Raw genomic sequence first — 21,872 nt, forward strand, 5'->3', positions numbered from 1 at the left:
GGATTACAGAGCTTCGGCTTCGATAGCGTCGTCTTGCGCTGCATTCTGGCGCTGGTGCATTTTGCGGCCGTAGAACATCAGAATGATCAGGCTGACGATGAAGGTGCCGGACAGTTCGAAAGAGTTAGCGCCCATCAGTGCGATGAAGCAGAAGGCACAGCCCAGAACCGAGCAAATCAGGCTAACGGTGTTACGCACGTTGATACCTTCGAAGCGAATCAGGTCAACGCAGGAGTAGAAGTAAGGCAGCATGGTCAGCAGAACGGCGATACCGGTCAGCTCACCGAACAGGTCGGACGCTTTACCGCCGCTGGAGTTCATGATGGTGATGATGATCATCAGCACGGTCATTTTCACTGCCGCCAGCAGCAGGCCTTTCTTCGGAATACCGTTCTGATCGACTTCGCCATACACTTTCGGGAAGTTACCATCGTTAGCGGCGCGAACCCCCGCCTGACCAACCAGCATCATCCAGGAGCCCAGAGACGTCAGGCAGGCGAATGCGGTAAAGGCGGAAACCAGCGGCGCGGCCCAGCTACCCAGAATGGTAGAGGCGCTGACGGCGAACGGCGCACCCGCAGAAGCCATCACGGAAGCCGGATACATACCGGAGATAACCTGCGTAGCGGCGATATAAACGATACCGGCGAGAGCGGTGCCGAGCATGGTTGCCAGCGGTACGGTACGTTTCGGGTTTTTCACCATCCCGGTGCTCACGGCAGCAGATTCCACACCAACAAAGGCCCACAGGCAGAGCAGAATACTTTTAATAACCGCGTGCGGATCGGTGGTGGTAGAGGTGTTCCAGTTTGCGTGATACGTCGCGATATCGAACCAGTGCCAGCCAACAACCGCCGTCAGCACCACCGGAATCAGGACCAGGAACAGGCCAATAGTGGTTAAACGGCTTACCCAGGTCCCACCCAACATATTAATAAAGGTGAACAGCCAGACGATAGCAATACAGGCGATACCGGCAGGAATAGGGTTATTTAACACCGGGAAATAGGTAGAGAGATAAGAGACGGCGGTAATCCCGATAGCCAGGTTACCAATCCAGTTGGCATGATAATAAAGCACGCCGGTCTGGAAACCAAAGGCGGGAGATAATTCCCCGGCGTAGGCGATAGGGCCGCCCTGCTGCGGGTTTTTGGTGGCCAGTCGGGCGTAAACATAAGCCAGCGACATGGCGCCAATAATAGAAATTACCCAGCCCCAGATGGCAATACCACCGATGCTGGCGAGGTTCGCAGGTAATAATGCAATCCCGCTCCCCATCATATTACCGGCGACGACGCCAGTACAGGCAAACAGCCCGATCTTTTTGGCAGAACTCATGTTCATTTCTCCTGAACGGTATTTTGAGAACCGGATCATGACCACTTAGCTTTGACTGACCCGACCAACTGGCTGCAAGATTACCGACCACGTTAAGAGAAGTCCTAAAGATTAGGTGAAATAAAAACAAACCCGTTAAAAATGAGAAGTTGAGGATTTTTCAGCAAGTATAAACTTCAGATAAAAACCTCAGGAAAAGATAAATTTAGTTAATAATCAAAGGGATGTGATCGATGCTTTGGTGGGGTGATGTTGCGAAAATTTTAAAAAGACTATTTTCAGCAACATCTTTTTTAACGTGGGGTTTTTAAAAAAATTGGCCGGGAAGCGCGCAATGATTTGACGCTTCCCGCAAGGGGGTTATTTTTCGGCCAGAAAACTGTCCAGATAGGGGACGATATTCTTAATAGAGGTCTGGAACACGCCGTTTTCAATCCAGTACATGGTGTTTTCCCCAGGACGTAAATTAAAGGCGGTAATGTAGGCGTCCGCCGCCAGACGACTTTCACCCTTCATTTCGTACACCTTACCCAGTAGCAGATAATTCATCCACGACATCTCCAGGTCGATACTTTTATTAATGGCATCGAATGCGCCATCAACATTTCCTTTACCTAAAAGATCGATGGTCTGAATTTTATAGAAAACAGCGTTCTGCTCAATGCCTGGCATCTGCGCTATTTTATTAAACTCATTATTCAACGCATCCATTTGCTGGCTATTAAAAGGCTGCTGCGAATGGCGCAAGACATCAACCAGCACTTTGTACTGATAAGCAATAACAAACTCCGGGGAATTTTTACTTATTGTCTCCAGAATAGTGCTGGCTTTATTCAATGACTGGACATCACCATTGAGAAGAAGCTGGTACGCCTCATAAAAATGCGGCGAGGTGGAGGACTGCGGCAGGCGGAACTGGGCGAGTAGCCCCTGCATCCGCGCGGGCCAGGGCTGCGTCAGGGCGGTTGAGAGCGAGTCGAAAATATCGTCCTGAATCGTAAATTGATTGGTATCGGTGATGAAATAGCGCTTATCGAGCATGGTTGCGCCGTCGGCATTATCCACCAGCAGCACTGACATAAAGCACTGCTGGGCGCGATAGTGGCGCTGGTTAGCAAAACGGATAGTCAGCGTTTTTCCTGAGCTGCTCGGTTCGTCGACGTTATAGTTGGTCTTGTCGTGCACCATAAACGTTGAAAAGGTGTTGAGCGACGTAGTAATCAGGCTGCCGAGGCCAATAGCGTAGGCCTCCTGCGAAGCCCAATTATTACAAGAGTTGCCGCTATCAAAACGCACGTCGATATCGCGCGGGTTAAGCAGCAGCCGCGTTTTAGTCACCTCAGGATGGGAGGGCATCATTGAGAGCGCGACCATCGCAATAAGGGCGGTTAATGAAACGAGAAACAGGCACCAGGTCCAGAATCTACTTAAGCGCCGCTCGCGGCTTTTGGGCAGGGAGTGATCCCCGGAGGAGGGAACAGTCGCCGCGGTGCCGGACGAGCTTGACGCCTGCAATGGCGCCGTCACAGCGGGCATATCAGCGGGCAGGCTTTCGGCTTCGTCGTCCGTTTCTACTGACCAGACCACCGGCGCGGTCAGCTTATAGCCGCGTTTAGGGACGGTGACAATATACTCGGGACTGTTTTCATTGCCGTCCCGCAGGTATTTGCGCAGTTCAGAAATGCTCTGGGTGACAACGTGGCTGGTGACGATGGTGCGCATCCAGACGTTATCAATAATCTCATCCCGGCTCAGCACTTCATCAGGATGGTGAGCAAAGTAGATAAGTAGATCGATTAAGCGCGGTTCAAGAGTAATCTGGCGTCCCTGCCGACTGATTTGATTAACGGAAGGCGTAACCAGCCATTCTCCAACGTGTACAACAGGTTGCTGCATAAATAAAGACGCCTTAACAGATCCGGTAAAACGTTAATCATAACACGGTAACGTAAGGCAAGTGTCGGGAGTCGCCCCGGATGCGGGCCCCGAACGTTGCCCGGTTAAGCGAAAGCGCACCTGGGACGCCCGGATGCAGACCTCAAACGTAGCCCGGGTAAGCGCAAGCGCACCCGGGACGCCCGGATGCGTTGCAGGTTTACAGCACCTTATGCGGGCCGAAGCATTCGTAATGAATATTGTCTTTATTCACGCCCAGCGCGATTAACTGACCGGCGGCATACTGCATAAAGGCGACCGGGCCGCAGAGGTAATAGCGCATTGTCGGTTCGCTGCATACCCCTTCCAGCTTGCTCAAATCCATCAGCCCCTCGCTGTTGAAGGCCTGCGCCAGCCTGTCCTGTTCTGTCGGAATGCGATACCAGACGTGGGAGGAGAAGCGCGGCAGGGCGGCGCTCAGGGCTTTCACCTCGGAGGCGAAGGCGTGGATCTCGCCATGCTCCGCGGCGTGCAGCCAGTTTACCTGCTGGGGATGCCCAGCTTTTGCCAGCGTATCGAGCATCGCCAGCATCGGGGTCTGGCCGACACCCGCAGAGATAAGCGTCACCGGCGTGGCGGCGTCGACATCCATAAAGAAGTCCCCGGCGGGGGCCGCAAGATGAACGATATCGCCGGGCTGCGCGCGATCGTGTAGCCAGTTCGACACCTGTCCCTCGCCTTCACGTTTTACCGCGATACGGTAGCTGCGGCCATTTGGCGCGCGGGTCAGGGAGTACTGACGAATTTCCTGATGGCGGAAATCCTCTGGTTTAAGCCAGATGCCCACATACTGGCCGGGGCGATAGTCCGCCACCGGGCCGCCGTCCACCGGCGCGAACTCGAAGCTGGTAATCAGCGCGCTCTGCGGTTTTTTCTCTACCAGCCGAAACGGCCGGGTGCCTTCCCAGCCGCCTTTCTGACTGGCGTGTTCATGGTAAATTTGTGCTTCACGCTTGATAAACACATCCGCCAGCACGCCATAGGCTTTGCCCCAGGCGTCCAGCACTTCCTGACCGGGGCTGAACATCTCATCCAGCGTCGCCAGCAGATGCTCGCCAACAATATTGTACTGGGCGGGCTTAATCTGAAAGCTGGTGTGCTTCTGCGCAATCTTCTCCACCGCGGGAAGCAGCGCGGGCAGGTTCTCCAGGTTACTGGCGTAGGCGGCGATAGCATTAAACAGCGCTTCGCGCTGGTCGCCGTTACGCTGGTTGCTCATATTGAAGATCTCTTTGAGCTCGGGATTGTGGGTAAACATCCGATCGTAGAAGTGCGCGGTCAGCTTCGGACCGGTTTCCAGCAGCAGGGGAATGGTGGCTTTCACCGTCGCGATGGTTTGAGCGTCAAGCATGATGGCTTCCTGTTGGTGATTTATAAGATGTATTTTAAATGCATCTTATAATCAAAATAGCCGCTGTGTAAAGAGGGGTATTCCACGACGCGGTTTCTGACTGGGTGAAAAAAACGCATTATGAAGATGAAAAGATTTCCCGTTATTTTCCCCGACGCGTTATCGCTCAAAGCCTTGTCTGACGCCGAGCCAATCGTTTGCGTAAAAACCTTTGTCAAGACCTGTTATCAGAATATGAATCAGTTATACTGTGGGCCGAAGTCCACCAGGACAGCCTTTTCAGGCACAAATTTACTTGTTAGCTGAGTCAGGAGATGCGGATGTTAAAGCGTGAAATGAACATTGCCGATTATGATGCCGAACTGTGGCAGGCTATGGAGCAGGAAAAAGTACGTCAGGAAGAGCACATTGAACTGATCGCCTCCGAAAACTACACCAGCCCGCGCGTGATGCAGGCGCAGGGTTCTCAGCTGACCAACAAATATGCCGAAGGGTATCCGGGCAAGCGCTACTACGGCGGCTGTGAGTACGTTGATATCGTTGAACAGCTGGCGATTGACCGCGCGAAAGAACTGTTCGGCGCAGACTACGCTAACGTCCAGCCGCACTCCGGTTCTCAGGCTAACTTCGCTGTCTACACCGCGCTGCTGCAGCCGGGCGACACCGTGCTGGGTATGAATCTGGCGCAGGGCGGCCACCTGACTCACGGCTCCCCGGTTAACTTCTCTGGCAAACTGTACAACATCATCCCTTACGGCATCGATGAGTCCGGCAAAATTGACTATGAAGACATGGCGAAGCAGGCGAAAGAGCACAAGCCGAAGATGATCATCGGCGGCTTCTCTGCTTACTCCGGCATCGTAGACTGGGCAAAAATGCGTGAAATCGCCGACAGCATCGGCGCTTACCTGTTTGTCGATATGGCGCACGTAGCGGGCCTGATCGCCGCTGGCGTCTACCCGAACCCGGTTCCGCATGCGCACGTTGTCACCACCACCACCCATAAAACCCTGGCGGGTCCGCGCGGCGGCCTGATCCTGGCGAAAGGCGGCGACGAAGAGCTGTACAAAAAACTGAACTCTGCCGTGTTCCCGAGCGCGCAGGGCGGCCCGCTGATGCACGTTATCGCAGCGAAAGCGGTGGCGCTGAAAGAAGCGATGGAGCCGGAGTTCAAGGTTTACCAGCAGCAGGTTGCGAAAAACGCCAAAGCAATGGTGGAAGTGTTCCTCAACCGCGGCTACAAAGTGGTTTCCGGCGGTACGGAAAACCACCTGTTCCTGCTGGATCTGGTGGACAAAAACCTCACCGGTAAAGAAGCTGACGCCGCGCTGGGCCGCGCCAACATAACCGTTAACAAAAACAGCGTGCCGAACGATCCGAAGAGCCCGTTCGTTACCTCCGGTATCCGTATCGGCTCCCCGGCCGTAACGCGCCGCGGCTTTAAAGAAGCGGAAGTGAAAGAGCTGGCGGGCTGGATGTGTGACGTGCTGGACAACATCAACGACGAGTCGGTCATTGAGCGCACCAAACAGAAAGTGCTGGAAATCTGCCGCCGCTTCCCGGTTTACGCTTAATCTTTAAACGTAGGCTCCCGGGTGCGCAAGCTTACCCGGGCTACGCTGAGGCCTCCTGCGGGAGGCCTTTTTTGTCCCTGCAATCCCGGCTGCGCAGGCTTACCCGGGCTACGGAAATGGTAGCCCGGATAAGGCGAAGCCGCATCCGGGAAGCCATCGGATGCGCATGTTTACACGGGCTGACGGGAAGGACGCTCAAAGCTCGCTAAGCTGCGACTCCACATACAGATAGCCCGCTCCCATTAACTGCTGCGCGGGAGAGAGCCTGCCGAAGTTTATCTGCGTGGCCTTCGCCCGCGGATTGTCGCCGTGGTCGAAGGGGTTAAAACCTGTCTGCTGCACCAGGGTATGCAGCCAGCGCTCGCCAAAGGCGCAGCTGCGGCCATACAGCCAGATCTGATTAATATTGAGTATATTTAGGAAGTTATACAGGCTTAGCCCAATGGCGCTGGCGGCATTTTCTACCCACGCCTGAATGCGCACGTCCCCCTCTCGCCAGGCGGCAATCAACTGCTCCGTAGCCAGCATCTCCGGATCGTAGCCCGCATCGGGCTGCGCTTTCATCCATACTCTGGCCTGCTTTTTTAGCGCGCTGAGGGAGGCCACCGTCTCAAGACAGCCATAGCGCCCGCAGTCGCAGGCTACCCCGTCCGGGTTGACGATGGTGTGACCGATCTGCCCGCTGCCGTACAGGCTGCCGCGCCAGATATGGTCGTTAATCACAAACGAAGAGCCGATGCCGTAGTCGACGTTTATCACGCAGAAGTCGCTGTTCGCCGCCGGGTTCTGCCACTTTTCCGCCAGCGCCAGCATCACGCAGTCGTTATCCAGCCGCACCTGAACGCCCAGCTGCTCCTCAAGCAGATATTTGATCTCTACCGGCGTCTTCCACGGCGCCTGCGGCATGGTCTTCGACGCGCCGGTGATTGGATCGACCTGGCCGTGCACCCCCAGCGCCAGATTGATGGTCACCTCAGGGAAACGCTGGCGATACCTGCGCCAGTGGGCGGCCAGCGCAGCCAGTAGCGCTTTTGGCGTGCCTGCGTCGATGCGCTCGTGCTGCGGATCGCCTACTGCCACAAGGCGCGCGTTCGCCAGCTGGCTGGTGAGGCTGGTGGGCGTAACGTTCATACACAGCGTCCACGCCCCTTGCTCAGGCAGATGGTAGCTGCCGCCGCTGAGCCCGCGCTGGCTGAGGCTTTCGCGGGAGTGGCTGATTCGCCCCTCGTCCATCAACTCCTGCAGTATGTTGCCGACCGCCGGAATTGACAGGCCGGTAAGCTGCGCCAGCTGCGACTTACTGAGCTGCTTTTCCCGCCACAGATGGGACAAGAAAATCTGCTTATTAGCCTGCCTGACGCGGGCATTGTTAAATCCTGAACGGGGCATTCACTTAACTTCCTTAACTGTATTGCGTGAGCATTGCGCATTTTACCGTCAGTTAAGCGCGCCACAATAGCGTTAAGAGAAAGGTTTACTTTTATTTATTGAGTGGAGGCAGCATGTACGGTTCAGTTAAGGTCTGGCAGGAAACGCTCTCGCTCCCGACCTGGACGGCGGGGGAAGAAGATCCGAATCCTATGTTCCTGGAAAAGCGGGTTTATCAGGGGTCATCAGGGGCGGTCTACCCGTACGGGGTGATTGATACGCTGACCGGCAAACGCGAAATGCGCGAATACCGGGCGGTCTGGATGGAAAATGATTTCATCCGCGTCATGCTGCTGCCGGAGCTGGGGGGGCGTATCCATCGCGCCTATGACAAAGTGCGGCAGCGGGATTTCGTCTACTACAACGAAGTGGTGAAACCGGCGCTGGTCGGCCTGCTGGGGCCGTGGATCTCAGGCGGCATCGAATTTAACTGGCCGCAGCACCATCGTCCCACCACCTTTATGCCGGTGGACTTCACGGTTCAGGCCGGGGAGCAGGGGGAGCAGACCGTCTGGATGGGGGAGGTCGAGCCGATGCGCGGCTTGCAGGTGATGGCTGGCTTTACGCTCTATCCTCACCGCGCGTTGATCGAAATTACCGGCAAAGTCTTCAACGGCAACGCGACGCCGCGCCACTTCCTGTGGTGGGCTAACCCGGCGGTAAAAGGGGGTGACGATCATCAAAGCGTTTTCCCGCCGGACGTCACCGCCGTGTTCGATCACGGTAAGCGCGACGTTTCGGCGTTTCCTATCGCCAGAGGCACCTACTACAAGGTGGACTACTCCGCGGGGGTGGATATCTCGCGCTATAAAAACGTGCCGGTACCTACCTCCTATATGGCCGCCAAATCCGATTACGACTTTGTCGGCGCCTGGCATCATGGCGAGCGCGGCGGGCTGCTGCATGTTGCCGATCACCATGTTTCGCCGGGTAAAAAACAGTGGACCTGGGGCTACGGCGATTTTGGCGTCGCCTGGGACAGGAACCTCACCGACGAAAACGGCCCCTATATTGAACTGATGACCGGGGTGTATACCGACAATCAGCCCGATTTCACCTGGCTTGCCCCGTTTGAAGAGAAAGTCTTCGTACAGAATTTCTTACCCTATAGCGAACTGGGGATGGTGCAAAACGCCAGCACGGAACTGGCGCTGCGTCTGGTGCGCGATAACCACCAGCTCTCGGTCGGCGTCTACGCCGTCGCCCCGTTGCAGAACGTTCTGGTTACGCTGAGCGGTGAAAAAGGGACGTTTTTCGAAAAAAACCTCACCCTGGAGCCAGGGCAGAGCTGGCTTAGCGACCTGCCTGACGGCGGCAACGAGCGGGTAACCATGACGATTGCCCGCGCCGACGGCGAGTCGCTGCTGCGCTACGCAGAGCATATTGCCGAAGAGATGCCGCTGCCTTCCGCCGCCAGCGCCCCCGCGTTGCCGGAGGCGATAACCAGCGCCGAGGAGCTGTACTTTATCGGCCAGCACCTGGAGCAGTACAACCACGCCAGCCGCTACGCGGAGGATTACTATCGCCGGGCGCTGGCGCTTGACCCGCAGGACTATCGCAACAACGTCGCCCTCGGCACGCTGGCGTTGAACAGCGCCGACTGGCAGCAGGCGGAGCGCTGCGCCCGAGCGGCGCTGGCCAGGGCGCATAAACTCAATAAAAACCCGCGCGACGGCGAAGCCAGCATGCTGCTGGCCGCCGCGCTGGAGCGCCAGGGCGACGTTACCCAGGCCTGGGACCACTACTACAAGGCAAGCTGGAGCGGAAACTGCCGCGACGCCGCTTTCTGGGCGCTGGCGCGGCTCGCCATGCGCGACGGCCATTACTCTGACGCGCTGGAGAAGGTCAATCAGAGCCTCCGTTTTAACGCCAGCAATAACCTGGCGATGGGGTTGAAAGCGCTGGCGCTGGCGAAACTGAACCGCAGCGATGAGGCGCTGGCCTGGCTTGACGCCCAACTGGTCGCCTGGCCCTTAAGCTATGCGATGCACTATGCGCGCTGGGCCATCCGGCGTGACGATGCCGCCCGCGAGGCGCTGATTGCCGTTACCGGGCGGCGGGGGGCTAACGCCTGCGCGCTGGCCGGCTGGCTGGTCTCATTCGGCCAGACCGACGCCGCCCGCGAGATGCTGGCGCTGCTCGACAGTCAGGAGGCCCTGCCGATGCTGTGGCGCGCATCGCTCAGCGACGATCCGCAACCGTTGATCGACCAGGCCCGCGCGTGCCTGCAAAACCGCGTGCGCTTCCCGAACTCCCTTGATGAAGTGCAGATGCTACAGGCGCTGGGCGACAACGCCTTCGCCCGCTATCTGCTGGGCTGCTTCTGGTACAGCAAACGCCGTTACGACGAGGCGGTCGACTGCTGGCGCTTCACGTTGCAGCAGGAGCCGGATTTCGCGCCGGTTCATCGACTGCTGGGCATCTATGCCTGGAATAAACAGCACGATGCGGCGCAGGCGCGGCGTTATCTGCAGCAGGCCACAGCGCTGGAGCCGGACAATGCCCGCTTCCTGTTTGAACTGGACTACCTCAATAAGCTGACCGCTGCCCCTGCGACAGAGCGACTGCAGACGCTGGCCGCCCGGCAGGCGGTGGTTTTCCGCCGCGACGATCTGACGGTTGAACTGCTTAGCCTGTGGAACGGCCTGGGCGAGTATCAGGCTGCCGCCGCCGTGCTCCGGGAGCGCGTGTTCCACCCCTGGGAAGGGGGGAGGGCAAGGCCACCGGCCAGTATCTGCTTAACCAGCTTCACCGGGCGCTGGCCGCTATCGGCCAGGGCGAAACGACGCGCGCGGTTGAGCTGCTCCAGCAGGGGCTGCACTACCCGCTAAACCTCGGCGAAGGCCGCCTGCCGGGGCAGACCGACAATGACATCTGGTACCTGCTTGGCTACTGCGCGCAGCGGCTCAATCAGGCAGACGAAGCGCAGCGCTGTTTCGTGCGGGCGACGCGCGGCGGCAGCACGCTGGATGCCGGACGCTACTACAACGATCAGCCGGTGGACTATCTCTTCTGGCAGGGAATGGCGCTGCGGGCGCTGGGGGACAAGGCCGCCGCCGATGCCCTGTTCCACAGCTTCCTGAGCTGGGTGGAGGCCCATCGGCAGACGGTGCCGGAGGTGGATTTCTTTGCGGTGTCGCTGCCGGATCTGGTGGTGCTGGATACCCCCGCGGCGGCGAAACACCAGCAGCACTGCCTGTTTGTCGAGGCGCTTGGCCACCTGGGGCTCGAGGATTTTACGGCCTGCGACCGCGCCCTGGACGATTTGCTGACGTTAAACCCGGCGCATGATAAAGCCCTGCTGCTGCGCCATGCCATTAACCTTGAGCTTTTTAAGTAACACCCTGAACCGGTGAAGGCCGCTTCACCGGTAACCTTCTGTTCCCTGCGTTTCCCTGAAAGAGGAATCATAATGAATAACGCGCAGACACATTTTAAAAACGGCTATGTCTGGACCATCTGCCTGGTCGCCGCCTGCGGTGGCCTACTGTTTGGCTACGACTGGGTGGTGATTGGCGGGGCGAAGCCCTTTTATGAAGCGTATTTCTCGATAACCGATCCGGCCCAGTCCGGCTGGGCAATGAGTTCAGCGCTGGTGGGCTGTATCTTTGGCGCGCTGATTTCCGGCTGGTGCGCCGATAAGTTTGGCCGCAAGATGCCGCTTATCCTCTCCGCTATCCTGTTCAGCGCCTCTGCATGGGGAACCGCCGTCGCCAGTAATTTCGACATGTTCGTGGTCTACCGCATCGTGGGCGGCGTCGGCATTGGTCTGGCCTCGGCGCTGAGCCCGCTCTATATCGCCGAGGTCAGCCCGGCGGAAAAACGCGGGCGCTTTGTGGCTGTTAACCAACTGACCATCGTGATTGGCGTGCTGGCGGCGCAGCTTATTAACCTGATGATTGCCGAGCCGGTCGCTACCGGCGCGTCACAGCAGGCGATTGTTGACAGCTGGAACGGGCAGATGGGCTGGCGCTGGATGTTCGGCGCGGAGCTGGTTCCGGCGCTGGCCTTTCTGGTGCTGATGTTTTTTGTGCCGGAATCCCCGCGCTGGCTGGTGAAAGCCGGGAAACCGGAGCGCGCCCGCGCCATGCTGCAACGAATTGGCTCCGTGGAATACGCGAGCCAGACGCTGCGGGAAATCGAGCACACCCTGCAAAAAGACAATCATAAGGTGGCGTGGTCAACCCTGGCGCAGCCGCAGATCAAGCCGATAGTGATTATCGGCATGGTGCTGGCGGTGTTTCAGCAGTGGTGCGGGATCAACGTTATCTTTAACTATGCGCAGGAGATCTTCGCCTCCGCCGGGTTTGATATCAACGGCACGCTGAAATCAATCGTCGCTACCGGGATAATCAACCTGGTCTTCACCCTTGCCGCGCTGCCGCTGGTGGACAAAATCGGCCGCCGCAAACTGATGCTGTTTGGCGCATCCGGCCTGACCGTTATCTACGTGCTGATTGCTGCCGCCTATGGCATGGGCATTATGGGCTGGCCGGTGCTGGTTCTGGTGCTGGCCGCTATTGCCATTTATGCGTTGACGCTGGCACCGGTGACCTGGGTGCTGCTGTCGGAAATCTTCCCTAACCGCGTGCGCGGTCTGGCGATGTCGTTAGGCACTCTGGCGCTATGGACGGCCTGTTTCCTGCTGACCTACACCTTCCCGCTGCTTAATGCCGGGCTGGGCGCGGCGGGCAGCTTCCTGCTCTACGGCGTCATCTGCGCGCTGGGCTTTATCTTTGTTCTGCGCAACGTGCCGGAAACCAAAGGCGTGACGCTGGAAGCGCTGGAAGAACAGCTGGCTTCCCGCCACCTGAAAGCTGATGCTTCTGCCCGCGCAGGCCGCGTGCAATGAAAGGCAACACCCTGACGCTGGAAAACGCGCATCTGCGGGTGCGCGTCGACCCGCAAGGTGGCGCGCTGTTAAGCTGCTTTTCGTTACAACATCAGCAGCCGGTGCTGCGCGAGGGAAGGGGAGAGAAACCCGGCGACTGCGCGCTCTTTCCCATGCTGCCGGTCGCCAACCGCGTGGCGGGAAACCGTTTTAACCTGCGCGAGCAGGAAGTTACGCTGCCCCGCCATCAGGCGGATGACACCTTCTTCCTGCACGGCGACGGCTGGCTCAAACGCTGGGAGGTAGCGGCGAGAGGGCGCGATAGCTGCTCCCTGCGCCTGCGCAGCCAGCATCCCTGCGGCTATAACTATCTGGCCGTGCTGGATTACCTGCTCGACGGGGCAGCGCTTAAGGCGTTGGTGACTATCACCCACCTCGGCGAGCGGCCCATGCTTTACGGCTGCGGTTTTCACCCCTTTTTCGCCTTTAACGCCCGGAGTACGGCGCAGTTTCAGGCCAGCGGCTACTGGCCGGAAGGGGAGCAGCATCTGCCGCTGGCCTGGCAGCGCACCATCCCGCCGCAGGCGGACTTTTCCTCCGCGCAGTATGGCCAGGATGCGTGGCTTAATGTGGGCTATTCCGGCTGGAGCGGCCGTGCGGTAGTGCAGCATGATGTGATGCGAGTCACGCTTTTCGCGCAAACTCCGTGGCTGATGCTGTTCAGAATGCCAGGTGAGTCATTTCTCTGCCTGGAGCCGCAGACGCACCCGGTCAATGCCCACAACCTGCCGGGGCAGCCGGGGTTGCGCCTGTTAGCGAAAAATGAATGTTGCCGCTTCGCTCTGCAGATCCGCGTAGATGAGGGATAAACGGATGTTATTTGGCTGTTAATACTCACTTGCGCCAGCCTGCGTTTCCCTCCAGACTATCGCCTCCAAATCGGGAGGGAATCATGGTTTTGCAGTCCACGCGCTGGCTGGCGCTTGCTTATTTTACCTACTTCTTTAGCTACGGCATTTTTCTGCCTTTCTGGAGCGTCTGGCTCAAAGGCACCGGCTTAAACCCGGAAACCATCGGCATTTTGTTAGGCGCAGGGCTGGCGGCGCGTTTCCTCGGCAGCCTGCTGATCGCGCCGCGTGTTAACGACCCCTCCCGGCTTATCAATGCCCTGCGCGTACTGGCGCTGATTACGCTGATTTTCGCGCTCGCCTTCTGGGCCGGAACCCACGTGGCGTGGCTGATGGTAATCATTATCGGCTTTAATCTCTTTTTCTCGCCGCTGGTGCCGCTGACCGACGCGCTGGCCAACACCTGGCAAAAACAGTTTCCGATGGATTATGGCCGGGTGCGGGTATGGGGCTCAATAGCCTTTGTGATCGGCTCGGCGGTCACCGGCAAACTGGTAAGCGAGTTCGACTATCGCGCGATTCTGGCGATGCTGACCCTCGGCGTCGCCTCCATGCTGCTGGGGATGCTGTTACGCCCCGCCATTATGCCCGCAGGGGAGTCGCGCGCGCAGGACGCCACGGGCTGGCAGGCATGGCGTGAGTTAATGGCGAAAAACTGGCGCTTCCTTGCCTGCGTCTCGCTGCTGCAGGGCGCGCACGCGGCCTACTACGGCTTTAGCGCCATTTACTGGCAGGAGGCGGGCTATTCGGCTTCGCTGGTGGGCTATTTATGGTCGCTGGGGGTGGTGGCGGAAGTGGTGGTCTTCACCCTGAGCAACCGGCTGTTTCGCCGCTTTAGCGCCCGCGACCTGCTGCTGCTGTCGGCAGTCTGCGGCATTGTGCGCTGGGGACTGATGGGCTGGACCACGGAACTGGCCTGGCTTATCGTCGTGCAGATCCTGCACTGCGGCACCTTTACCGTCTGCCATCTGGCGGCAATGCGCTATATCGCCGCGCGCAAGGGCAGCGAAGTGATTCGCCTGCAGGCGGTCTACTCTGCGGTGGCGATGGGCGGCAGCATCGCGCTGATGACCATTTTCGCCGGTTTCCTGTTCCAGCATCTGCACCAGGGGCTATTCTGGGTGATGGCGCTGGTGGCGGTTCCGGCGCTGTTTCTGCGCCCGAAAATCGCCGCCCAGCCTTAAGCCTCCAGCATATCGCGAATATGCTGCTGCTGATGGCCGGTCAACGGCCTGTCAGCATGGATAAGCGGAGCGGAAAACAGCGGCAGCGGCGTGGCGTAAGGGGTAATGATTAACGTCGCGTCGCGCGGCGCGCCATGTTTCTGAAACTCCTGCAGCGGCAGGTACTTGATATTCAGCGGCAGCAGCGTCAGTTCGCGCAGCTGCCCCTCAATCTCCTGTTCGCGTCCTGGCTCGTCGCCGGTAAGCAGCACCACCTGTTTTTCATGCAGATCCGCCTCCTGCATCAGCCACGCGCCGAAGATCACCGCCACCAGCCCGGTCTCCTCATCGCTGAAACGCAGCGCGTACTCTTTTTCCACCACCTGTAGCGCGTCGCGGGTAGTACGCACCAGCCGCGGATAGAGGCGGAAAACCTCCTCCTGCAGGCTGTCATCAATACCAATACCAAACAGATTGCGGTCCAGCGCCTGGGCGATATGGATATAAAGCTGATCGGTTAGCCCTTTTTCATCGCTAAAACGCAGCCCCGCCAGGGTACGAAAGCGGGTAATCATTCGCGCGATAGCCTGCTGTAGCCGCCGGTCCTGCTGGTGACGGTCATTAAGCGGATCGGGGATGCGCAGCATCATAAACAGCAGCGAGAGAAAGGCGTGCTCGCCCTCCGGCGGCAGGGCGGCGACGCGGCGCTGCCAGTGGCGAACGATCTCCCGCGCGGCGGCATACTCCGCGCGCATCTGCGTCCACGCATGCTGCACCGGGTTAAATATGGGTGAAAAGCCCGCGTGGCTTTGCAGCAGACAGTACTGAAGGTAAAGTCGCAGGAACTGGATGTCGCGGCTCTCAAAAGAGCGTTCCAGCCTGCGGGCACAGAGGTTAATCAGCGCCCGCAGATTGGTGTCGTCATATAGCGTGCGGGCAACGCCCTGCTGTTTTAACGCCGCCTTTAGGCCAGGGGCGTAATGTTGCGCGATAAACTGCGGGCACAGGCGCAGGCCGCGCCTCAGCCAGTGTAACAGGCATAAACGCTGGTCCAGAGTTGTGCCTTCAATCCGATAGCTGCCGTCTTGCTGCGATGCGATGGTAAGCCGGTGATAACGCTGGATCTCATGGCCGGTGTCGGCTATATCTTGCCGTGCGACCTCCTCGTCCACGCCATTCATGGCGCGTATGATTTCCGTGGTGACACTCTGCCCCGGTAAGGCGAGCAGTAATAACACCTGGCAGCGGCGCTGCGGACTGGAGAGCACAGATGGTGGGGTCATTACAATAGTCATCTGTCAGGCTCCAGGAAAGTTGTCAAATAAGGATAGCTAAAGGTGGTTGTGGCGAAAGCGCAGCCATTACCCTTTCATTCAGGAATGCCGGGGGGCATCACAGAATTTTTCCCGTGAGGAATACATGCAAGCAGTCAAACAGTATGCCTTAGGTCTTTTTCTCGCGCTTTTATCTTTCGGCGCGCTGGCGCACCCGCACAGTTTTATCCGACTACAGACTCAGGTTGTCAGTGAAGACAATCAGTTCGTGGCGCTAAAAATGCGCTGGACGATGGATGAGATCACCTCCGCAGATCTGCTGTATGACGCGGGTGACGCCAGGCCCGGCGATGAAGTCTGGAAAAAGCTGGCGGCAGAGGTGATGGCGAATGTGCTGGGGCAGCACTATTTCACCGAAGTGTGGCATAACGGGCAGAGGGTGAAGTTTAAAAACCGCCCTGCGGAATATGGCATGAGCCGTGAAGAACACCAGGCGGTGCTGACGTTTGTGCTGCCGCTGGCGACGCCGCAGCCTCTTGCCGGGCAGACCTACGTTATTTCCACCTTCGACCCAAGCTACTATGTGGATATGTCCTACGAAGAGGATAAAGACGCCAGCCTGCCGCCAGCCTTAAGCACTGTCTGTAAGCTTGCTGTCCATACGCCAACGCCCAATGAAGAGACGCTAAGCTTCGCCCAGTCGCTGGATAAAGAGGATGCGCCGCCGGAGGATATGGACCTTGGCAAACAGTTTGCCCAGAAGGTGACGTTACAATGTCAGTGATCCCGCAGCCCCGTTCCCGCGCGCGTCGCTGGCTGGCGCTGTGGCCGCTTGTTCTGTTTGCGCTGCTGGCGCTGGCCGGGACTATCTGGCTGTGGCAGGCGTGGCCGCAGGTGATGCTTAAAAGCACGATCTGGCAGCGGGAGGTGAACCAGCAGCTGAGCGGTCTGTTAAAAGCGGTAGCGGCAAATTCTGGGCAGGCAGGCGGAGTGCTGCTGCTGTTCAGCTTTATTTATGGCGTGCTGCACGCGCTGGGGCCGGGGCATGGCAAGGTCGTCATCACCACCTGGCTTGCCACCCATCCGTCGAGGCTGAAATCAAGTATTGGCCTGACGCTGGCCGCGTCGCTATTGCAAGGCGTGGTGGCTATCGTGCTGGTGATTGTGGTACTTACCGTACTTCGCCTTCCGGCAAGGCAGCTTCATCTGAGCAGCTTCTGGCTGGAGAAGGGGAGCTATGCGCTGGTCGGCGTGCTGGGGCTACTGCTGTGCTGGCGGGCGCTGAAAAAGCTGCGCGGACTGTTACGCAGACCGAAATTTACCGCTTTCACGCCGCACCATGTTCATCACGCGGACTGCGGCTGCGGGCATCAGCATCTGCCAGACCCGCAGCAGCTGCAGGAGAGTGACGACTGGCGCGCGCGGCTGGTGATCATCCTCTCAATGGGGATGCGCCCCTGCTCCGGCGCGATTATGGTGCTGCTGTTCAGTAAAGTGGTCGGGGTTTTTAACTGGGGCATGGCCTCGGCGCTGGCGATGGCGGCGGGCACTTCGCTGACGATTACGTCTCTGGCGCTGTTGGTGCATAGCTTTCGCACTCTGGCGGTACGCCTGAGCGCCGTAAAAGCGCCGGTGCTGTGGCGGCAGGTTGGCTGGACGACGCTGGCGTTAGCGGGCGGGGCGATTTTATTCGTGGCGGCGGTGGTGATGTGGCTGAGCGCGGTGAAGCCCGGCGGCGGGCTCAGGCCGTTTTAAGTAGGATCGGACAAAGCGCAAAAGCGGCGCATTGCTGTTTACCCGGCAATGTTTTAATTTAGCTGCTCGGTATCGGCTGACGACAAGGAGTCATTATGGCCACCCTTTTTCCCTCCTCTTCTGCTTGTAAACCCGCCCTTCCATGGAGATCCACTGTCGCCGGGCTGTTAACGGGTTTGGTTATAATCTTCAGTTGGCCGAAAATGGCAAACTGGTGGCCGGGCGATCTGATTCGCATCTATCAAGCGATGCCCAATGCCATAGGCCTGTGGGGAACGAAGGTCGGTAACATTCCTGCTATGTTCTACGGCGAATTGTTGCTGGCCGGTTTTGTTCTCGGGTTGTGTAACCCCGGCTTCTGTAAGTTGCCGATTATCGCCTGGGCTTTGCATAACGACCCCGCACCCCGGACGCTGTTTAACTGGCTTTTGCGCGGCTGGGGCTTGCAGTGTGGTTTTCTGGTTCTCGTTTTCTGCCGCCTCGGCTTTCTGGCGAAAGTCTCTCTGGATACTTTACTGTGGTACTCCGCGTTTTTTAACTATATCTGCTATATCGCCACGCTCGTAGTGGCGTTGCTACTGGTAAGCGATGGCTGGCGTCTGACAAGAAATTCCGCCATTCAACCGCGTAACCTGCAACTTCCGCTGATCTTCGCTTTAGGGTTTTATCTGCCAGGCCAAATATCGTGGATGGTGATTATCGGGTGGGAATATGACGACGCGCTGTTGCAATGGCTGTTACTGGCACCCGTTATGGTGGGGATCCTGTGCGCTTATTTCTTGACGGGCGCTATCGCTTACGGTGTACGTCATCTGGTAGGGGAGGCGGGCTGCCGGACGTGGCGGGGGCACATTGCGCTGTTTATTGGCATGGTGGTTTTGTGTATCGCGGTAAACACAATCGTGCGTATCGTGATAAGGCTGGTGAGTTAACCGCTATAGTTGAGGTGTCCCGGATAAGGCGTTACGCCGCATCCGGGACATCTGGTGAGGTCGGGATTAACGCTTGAGCGCGTCGCTCAGCTCTTCGCGCATGTTACCCAGCATCGCCTTCACCACGCGCGGGTTGCCCGCCACGATGTTGCCGGTGAGCATATAGTTATGGCCGCCGGTGAAGTCGCTGACGATGCCGCCCGCTTCACGCACCAGCAGTTCGCCTGCGGCGAAATCCCAGGGCTTAAGGCCGATTTCAAAGAAACCATCCACGCGGCCAGCGGCAACGTAGGCCAGATCCAGCGCGGCAGAGCCGGTGCGGCGGAAATCGGCGCATTCGGTGAACAGTTTGCCTACGATGTTGATATAGGTCGCGGCGTGCTGTTTAGCTTTAAACGGGAAGCCGGTCGCCAGAATGGTGCCGTCCAGGTCACGGGCGGTGCTGCCGCGCAGACGGTAGCCGTTCAGCTGTGCGCCCTGGCCGCGGGTCGCGGTGAAGAGTTCGTTACGCATCGGATCGTAAACCACCGCGACTTCGGTGCGGCCTTTAATACGAACGGCGATAGATACCGCGAAGTGCGGCAGGCGTTTGATGAAGTTGGTGGTGCCATCCAGCGGATCGATAACCCATTGAACATCCTGATCGGTACCTTCATGTTCACCGCTCTCTTCGGTGATGATGGTATGTTGCGGGTAGGATTTGCGAATGGTGTCGATAATTACCGCTTCGGCGGCCTTATCCACATTCGTCACGAAATCGTTACTGCCTTTCTGGCTCGCTTCTACAGCGTCCGGGGTTTCATAGTTTTTGGCAATTACATTACCCGCCTTGCGCGCAGCGCGCACGGCGATCGTCAGCATTGGATGCATCGGTCTCTCTCACTGGATGTTAAAGAACGGAAAACGGCGCGTATGATAGCAGCGAATTCGAATTATGTCTTCGCTTTATGCTACTATCCGCGAATAATCTTTAGACGAAGAAAGACAATGCTGCAAAATATTCGAATCGTGCTGGTTGAAACCTCTCACACCGGCAACATGGGCTCCGTGGCCCGCGCAATGAAAACCATGGGCTTAACCAACCTGTGGCTGGTAAACCCGCTGGTGAAGCCTGACTCACAGGCCATTGCCCTGGCCGCCGGGGCCAGTGATGTGATTGGCAACGCGCAAATCGTTGATACGCTGGACGAAGCGCTGGCAGGGTGCAGCCTGGTGGTTGGCACCAGCGCCCGTTCGCGCACGCTGCCGTGGCCGATGCTCGACCCGCGCGAGTGCGGCCTGAAAAGCGTTGCCGAGGCGCAGCACGCGCCCATCGCGCTGGTTTTTGGCCGCGAACGCGTCGGGCTGACTAACGATGAGCTGCAAAAATGCCACTACCACGTGGCGATCGCTGCCAACCCGGAGTACAGCTCGCTGAACCTGGCGATGGCGGTGCAGGTCATTGCCTATGAAGTGCGCATGGCCTGGCTGGCAACGCAGGAAACGGACGCCCCTGCCCATGAAGAGACGCCGTATCCGCTGGTGGAAGACTTAGAGCGCTTCTACGGCCACCTGGAAAAAACGCTGCTGGCAACCGGCTTTATCCGCGAGAACCATCCGGGGCAGGTGATGAGCAAACTGCGCCGTCTGTTTACCCGCGCCCGCCCGGAGAGCCAGGAGCTTAATATCCTGCGCGGCATGCTGGCATCCATTGAGCAAAAAACGCAGGACAAACTGTAAAAGCGCCTCCCTCTCATGCCGGAGAGGGGAGCCGTTGGCCTGATAGCCACCTTAAGTAAAACCACACTAAAAGCCAAATACCTGACTAATTTAGTCAAGTAAATAGTTGACCAATTTAGTCAGGAATGTCAGACTTGCGCCTGCTATGCGACATTACATTAAATATTAATAACAACCCCGGGCAGGGGCGAGTTTGAGGCTAAGTTAAGACATGAGACTGACATCTAAAGGGCGTTATGCCGTGACCGCAATGCTGGACGTTGCGCTCAACTCAGAAGCGGGCCCGGTTCCGTTGGCTGATATCTCCGAGCGTCAGGGAATCTCCCTCTCTTATCTGGAACAACTGTTCTCTCGCTTACGCAAAAATGGCCTCGTCGCCAGCGTGCGCGGCCCGGGTGGCGGTTACCTGCTGGGTAAAGACGCCAGCAGCATCGCCGTCGGTGAAGTGATCAGCGCCGTTGACGAATCAGTCGATGCGACCCGCTGCCAGGGTAAAGGCGGCTGCCAGGGCGGCGATAAATGCCTGACCCACGCGCTGTGGCGCGATCTCAGCGATCGCCTGACCGGCTTTTTGAACAACATTACGCTGGGCGAACTGGTTAATAACCAGGAAGTGCTGGATGTCTCAGGTCGTCAGCACAGCCATGAATCCCAGCGTAGCAACCGCGGACAAGACGCAATCGACGTTAAACTGCGCGCGTAGTTTACCCGTCCTGTTTCGGGGCGCTGTGATGTTGACTGTGCCGAAAAACAGTCAGGTAAAATTATAAAAGTTTTCAGAATCAGGCCGGGGCGTGCACTCGCCCCGTGTACTCGGTCGTACATCCAGCCGGTTGCCTGATTCCTTGCATTAGAGCGATGTACGGAGTTTATAGAGCAATGAAATTACCGATTTATCTCGACTACTCCGCAACCACGCCGGTGGACCCGCGTGTTGCCGAGAAAATGATGCAGTTCCTCACTCTGGACGGGACCTTTGGTAACCCTGCTTCCCGTTCACACCGTTTTGGCTGGCAGGCTGAAGAGGCGGTAGATATCGCCCGTAATCAGATTGCTGAGCTGGTTGGCGCCGACCCGCGTGAAATTGTTTTCACTTCCGGCGCGACCGAATCCGACAACCTGGCGATTAAAGGTGCGGCCAACTTCTATCAGAAAAAAGGCAAGCACATCATCACCTGCAAAACCGAACACAAAGCCGTACTGGATACCTGCCGTCAGCTGGAGCGTGAAGGGTTTGAAGTGACCTACCTCGCCCCGCAGCGTAACGGCATTATTGACCTGAAAGAGCTCGAAGCGGCAATGCGCGACGACACCATTCTGGTTTCCATTATGCACGTTAACAACGAAATCGGCGTGGTGCAGGATATCGCCACCATCGGCGAAATGTGCCGTGCCCGCGGCATCATCTACCATGTTGACGCCACCCAGAGCGTGGGCAAACTGCCTATCGATCTGAGCCAGCTGAAAGTGGACCTGATGTCCTTCTCCGGCCACAAAATCTATGGCCCGAAAGGTATCGGCGCGCTGTACGTGCGTCGTAAACCGCGTATCCGTATCGAAGCGCAGATGCACGGCGGCGGTCACGAGCGCGGCATGCGTTCCGGTACTCTGCCGGTTCACCAGATCGTCGGCATGGGCGAAGCTTACCGTATCGCCAAAGAAGA

15 protein-coding genes and 2 pseudogenes are annotated in these 21,872 nt (G+C 57.9%); 11 read left to right on the plus strand and 6 right to left on the minus strand.

Annotated elements, in window-relative coordinates; all coding sequences use genetic code 11:
• Window positions 1–3: 3 nt before the first annotated feature.
• The 3 genes from cadB to hmpA form a co-directional block, all read right to left on the minus strand.
• Window positions 4–1,338, minus strand: a complete 1,335-nt coding sequence (gene cadB / locus ENTHG_RS00585) for a cadaverine/lysine antiporter (protein ID WP_044172305.1) — start codon at window positions 1,336–1,338, stop codon at window positions 4–6.
• Between the two features lie 360 nt (window positions 1,339–1,698).
• Complete coding sequence (gene cadC / locus ENTHG_RS00590; protein WP_044172308.1) at window positions 1,699–3,234, minus strand: lysine decarboxylation/transport transcriptional activator CadC; 1,536 nt, start codon at window positions 3,232–3,234, stop codon at window positions 1,699–1,701.
• Window positions 3,235–3,433: 199 nt separating this feature from the next.
• Window positions 3,434–4,624 (minus strand): NO-inducible flavohemoprotein, encoded by a 1,191-nt coding sequence (gene hmpA / locus ENTHG_RS00595; RefSeq protein WP_044172312.1) that lies wholly within the window; start codon window positions 4,622–4,624, stop codon window positions 3,434–3,436.
• Between the two features lie 320 nt (window positions 4,625–4,944).
• Between hmpA and glyA the strand changes: the two genes are divergently transcribed.
• Window positions 4,945–6,198, plus strand: coding sequence for a serine hydroxymethyltransferase (gene glyA, locus ENTHG_RS00600; RefSeq protein ID WP_044172315.1), 1,254 nt, complete (start codon window positions 4,945–4,947; stop codon window positions 6,196–6,198).
• Between the two features lie 195 nt (window positions 6,199–6,393).
• Here glyA and ENTHG_RS00605 read toward each other — a convergent pair whose 3' ends face one another.
• Window positions 6,394–7,587 (minus strand): ROK family transcriptional regulator, encoded by a 1,194-nt coding sequence (locus ENTHG_RS00605; protein WP_044172318.1) that lies wholly within the window; start codon window positions 7,585–7,587, stop codon window positions 6,394–6,396.
• 113 nt (window positions 7,588–7,700) lie between these two features.
• Between ENTHG_RS00605 and ENTHG_RS00610 the strand changes: the two are divergent.
• The 4 genes and pseudogenes from ENTHG_RS00610 (at window position 7,701) to ENTHG_RS00625 (ending at window position 14,549) form a co-directional block, all read left to right on the plus strand.
• Window positions 7,701–10,966: pseudogene (locus ENTHG_RS00610) on the plus strand (DUF5107 domain-containing protein).
• A gap of 72 nt (window positions 10,967–11,038) precedes the next feature.
• Window positions 11,039–12,478 (plus strand): sugar porter family MFS transporter, encoded by a 1,440-nt coding sequence (locus tag ENTHG_RS00615; RefSeq protein ID WP_044172321.1) that lies wholly within the window; start codon window positions 11,039–11,041, stop codon window positions 12,476–12,478.
• Window positions 12,475–13,326, plus strand: coding sequence for an aldose 1-epimerase (locus ENTHG_RS00620; protein ID WP_044172323.1), 852 nt, complete (start codon window positions 12,475–12,477; stop codon window positions 13,324–13,326). The genes ENTHG_RS00615 and ENTHG_RS00620 overlap by 4 nt, the downstream gene beginning before the upstream one ends.
• Before the next feature lie 83 nt (window positions 13,327–13,409).
• Complete coding sequence (locus tag ENTHG_RS00625; protein WP_044172326.1) at window positions 13,410–14,549, plus strand: 3-phenylpropionate MFS transporter; 1,140 nt, start codon at window positions 13,410–13,412, stop codon at window positions 14,547–14,549.
• Here ENTHG_RS00625 and csiE read toward each other — a convergent pair.
• A complete protein-coding gene (gene csiE / locus ENTHG_RS00630) occupies window positions 14,546–15,823 on the minus strand; it encodes a stationary phase inducible protein CsiE (protein WP_044172329.1) in 1,278 nt (425 codons plus the stop codon). The genes ENTHG_RS00625 and csiE overlap by 4 nt on opposite strands.
• A 124-nt stretch (window positions 15,824–15,947) precedes the next feature.
• On the opposite strand from csiE, the gene ENTHG_RS00635 reads away from it, so the two are divergent.
• The 3 genes from ENTHG_RS00635 to ENTHG_RS00645 all read left to right on the plus strand — a co-directional run bounded on the left by ENTHG_RS00635 (window position 15,948) and on the right by ENTHG_RS00645 (window position 18,489).
• Window positions 15,948–16,586 carry a DUF1007 family protein gene (locus ENTHG_RS00635; RefSeq protein WP_044172332.1) on the plus strand — a complete coding sequence of 213 codons (639 nt, stop codon included), beginning with the start codon at window positions 15,948–15,950 and terminating at the stop codon, window positions 16,584–16,586.
• The gene (locus tag ENTHG_RS00640; protein ID WP_044172335.1) at window positions 16,577–17,557 is read left to right on the plus strand and encodes a nickel/cobalt transporter; all 981 of its coding nucleotides are present in this window, start codon (window positions 16,577–16,579) and stop codon (window positions 17,555–17,557) included. The genes ENTHG_RS00635 and ENTHG_RS00640 overlap by 10 nt, the downstream gene beginning before the upstream one ends.
• Window positions 17,558–17,652: 95 nt before the next feature.
• Window positions 17,653–18,489 carry a hypothetical protein gene (locus ENTHG_RS00645; protein ID WP_237567434.1) on the plus strand — a complete coding sequence of 279 codons (837 nt, stop codon included), beginning with the start codon at window positions 17,653–17,655 and terminating at the stop codon, window positions 18,487–18,489.
• A gap of 66 nt (window positions 18,490–18,555) precedes the next feature.
• Here the strand turns inward: ENTHG_RS00645 and suhB are convergent, their stop codons facing one another.
• Window positions 18,556–19,359 carry an inositol-1-monophosphatase gene (gene suhB / locus ENTHG_RS00650; protein WP_044172338.1) on the minus strand — a complete coding sequence of 268 codons (804 nt, stop codon included), beginning with the start codon at window positions 19,357–19,359 and terminating at the stop codon, window positions 18,556–18,558.
• 117 nt (window positions 19,360–19,476) lie between these two features.
• On the opposite strand from suhB, the gene trmJ reads away from it, so the two are divergent.
• From trmJ to iscS, 3 genes and pseudogenes are all read left to right on the plus strand, one after another.
• Complete coding sequence (trmJ, locus tag ENTHG_RS00655; protein ID WP_044172341.1) at window positions 19,477–20,208, plus strand: tRNA (cytosine(32)/uridine(32)-2'-O)-methyltransferase TrmJ; 732 nt, start codon at window positions 19,477–19,479, stop codon at window positions 20,206–20,208.
• 211 nt (window positions 20,209–20,419) lie between these two features.
• Complete coding sequence (gene iscR, locus ENTHG_RS00660; protein WP_044172344.1) at window positions 20,420–20,911, plus strand: Fe-S cluster assembly transcriptional regulator IscR; 492 nt, start codon at window positions 20,420–20,422, stop codon at window positions 20,909–20,911.
• Window positions 20,912–21,087: 176 nt separating this feature from the next.
• Window positions 21,088–21,872, plus strand: a pseudogene (gene iscS / locus ENTHG_RS00665) (cysteine desulfurase); the annotation flags it as partial.

The organism is Phytobacter massiliensis JC163, from assembly GCF_000321045.1.
In the GTDB taxonomy this organism is placed as follows: Bacteria; Pseudomonadota; Gammaproteobacteria; order Enterobacterales; family Enterobacteriaceae; genus Phytobacter_A; species Phytobacter_A massiliensis.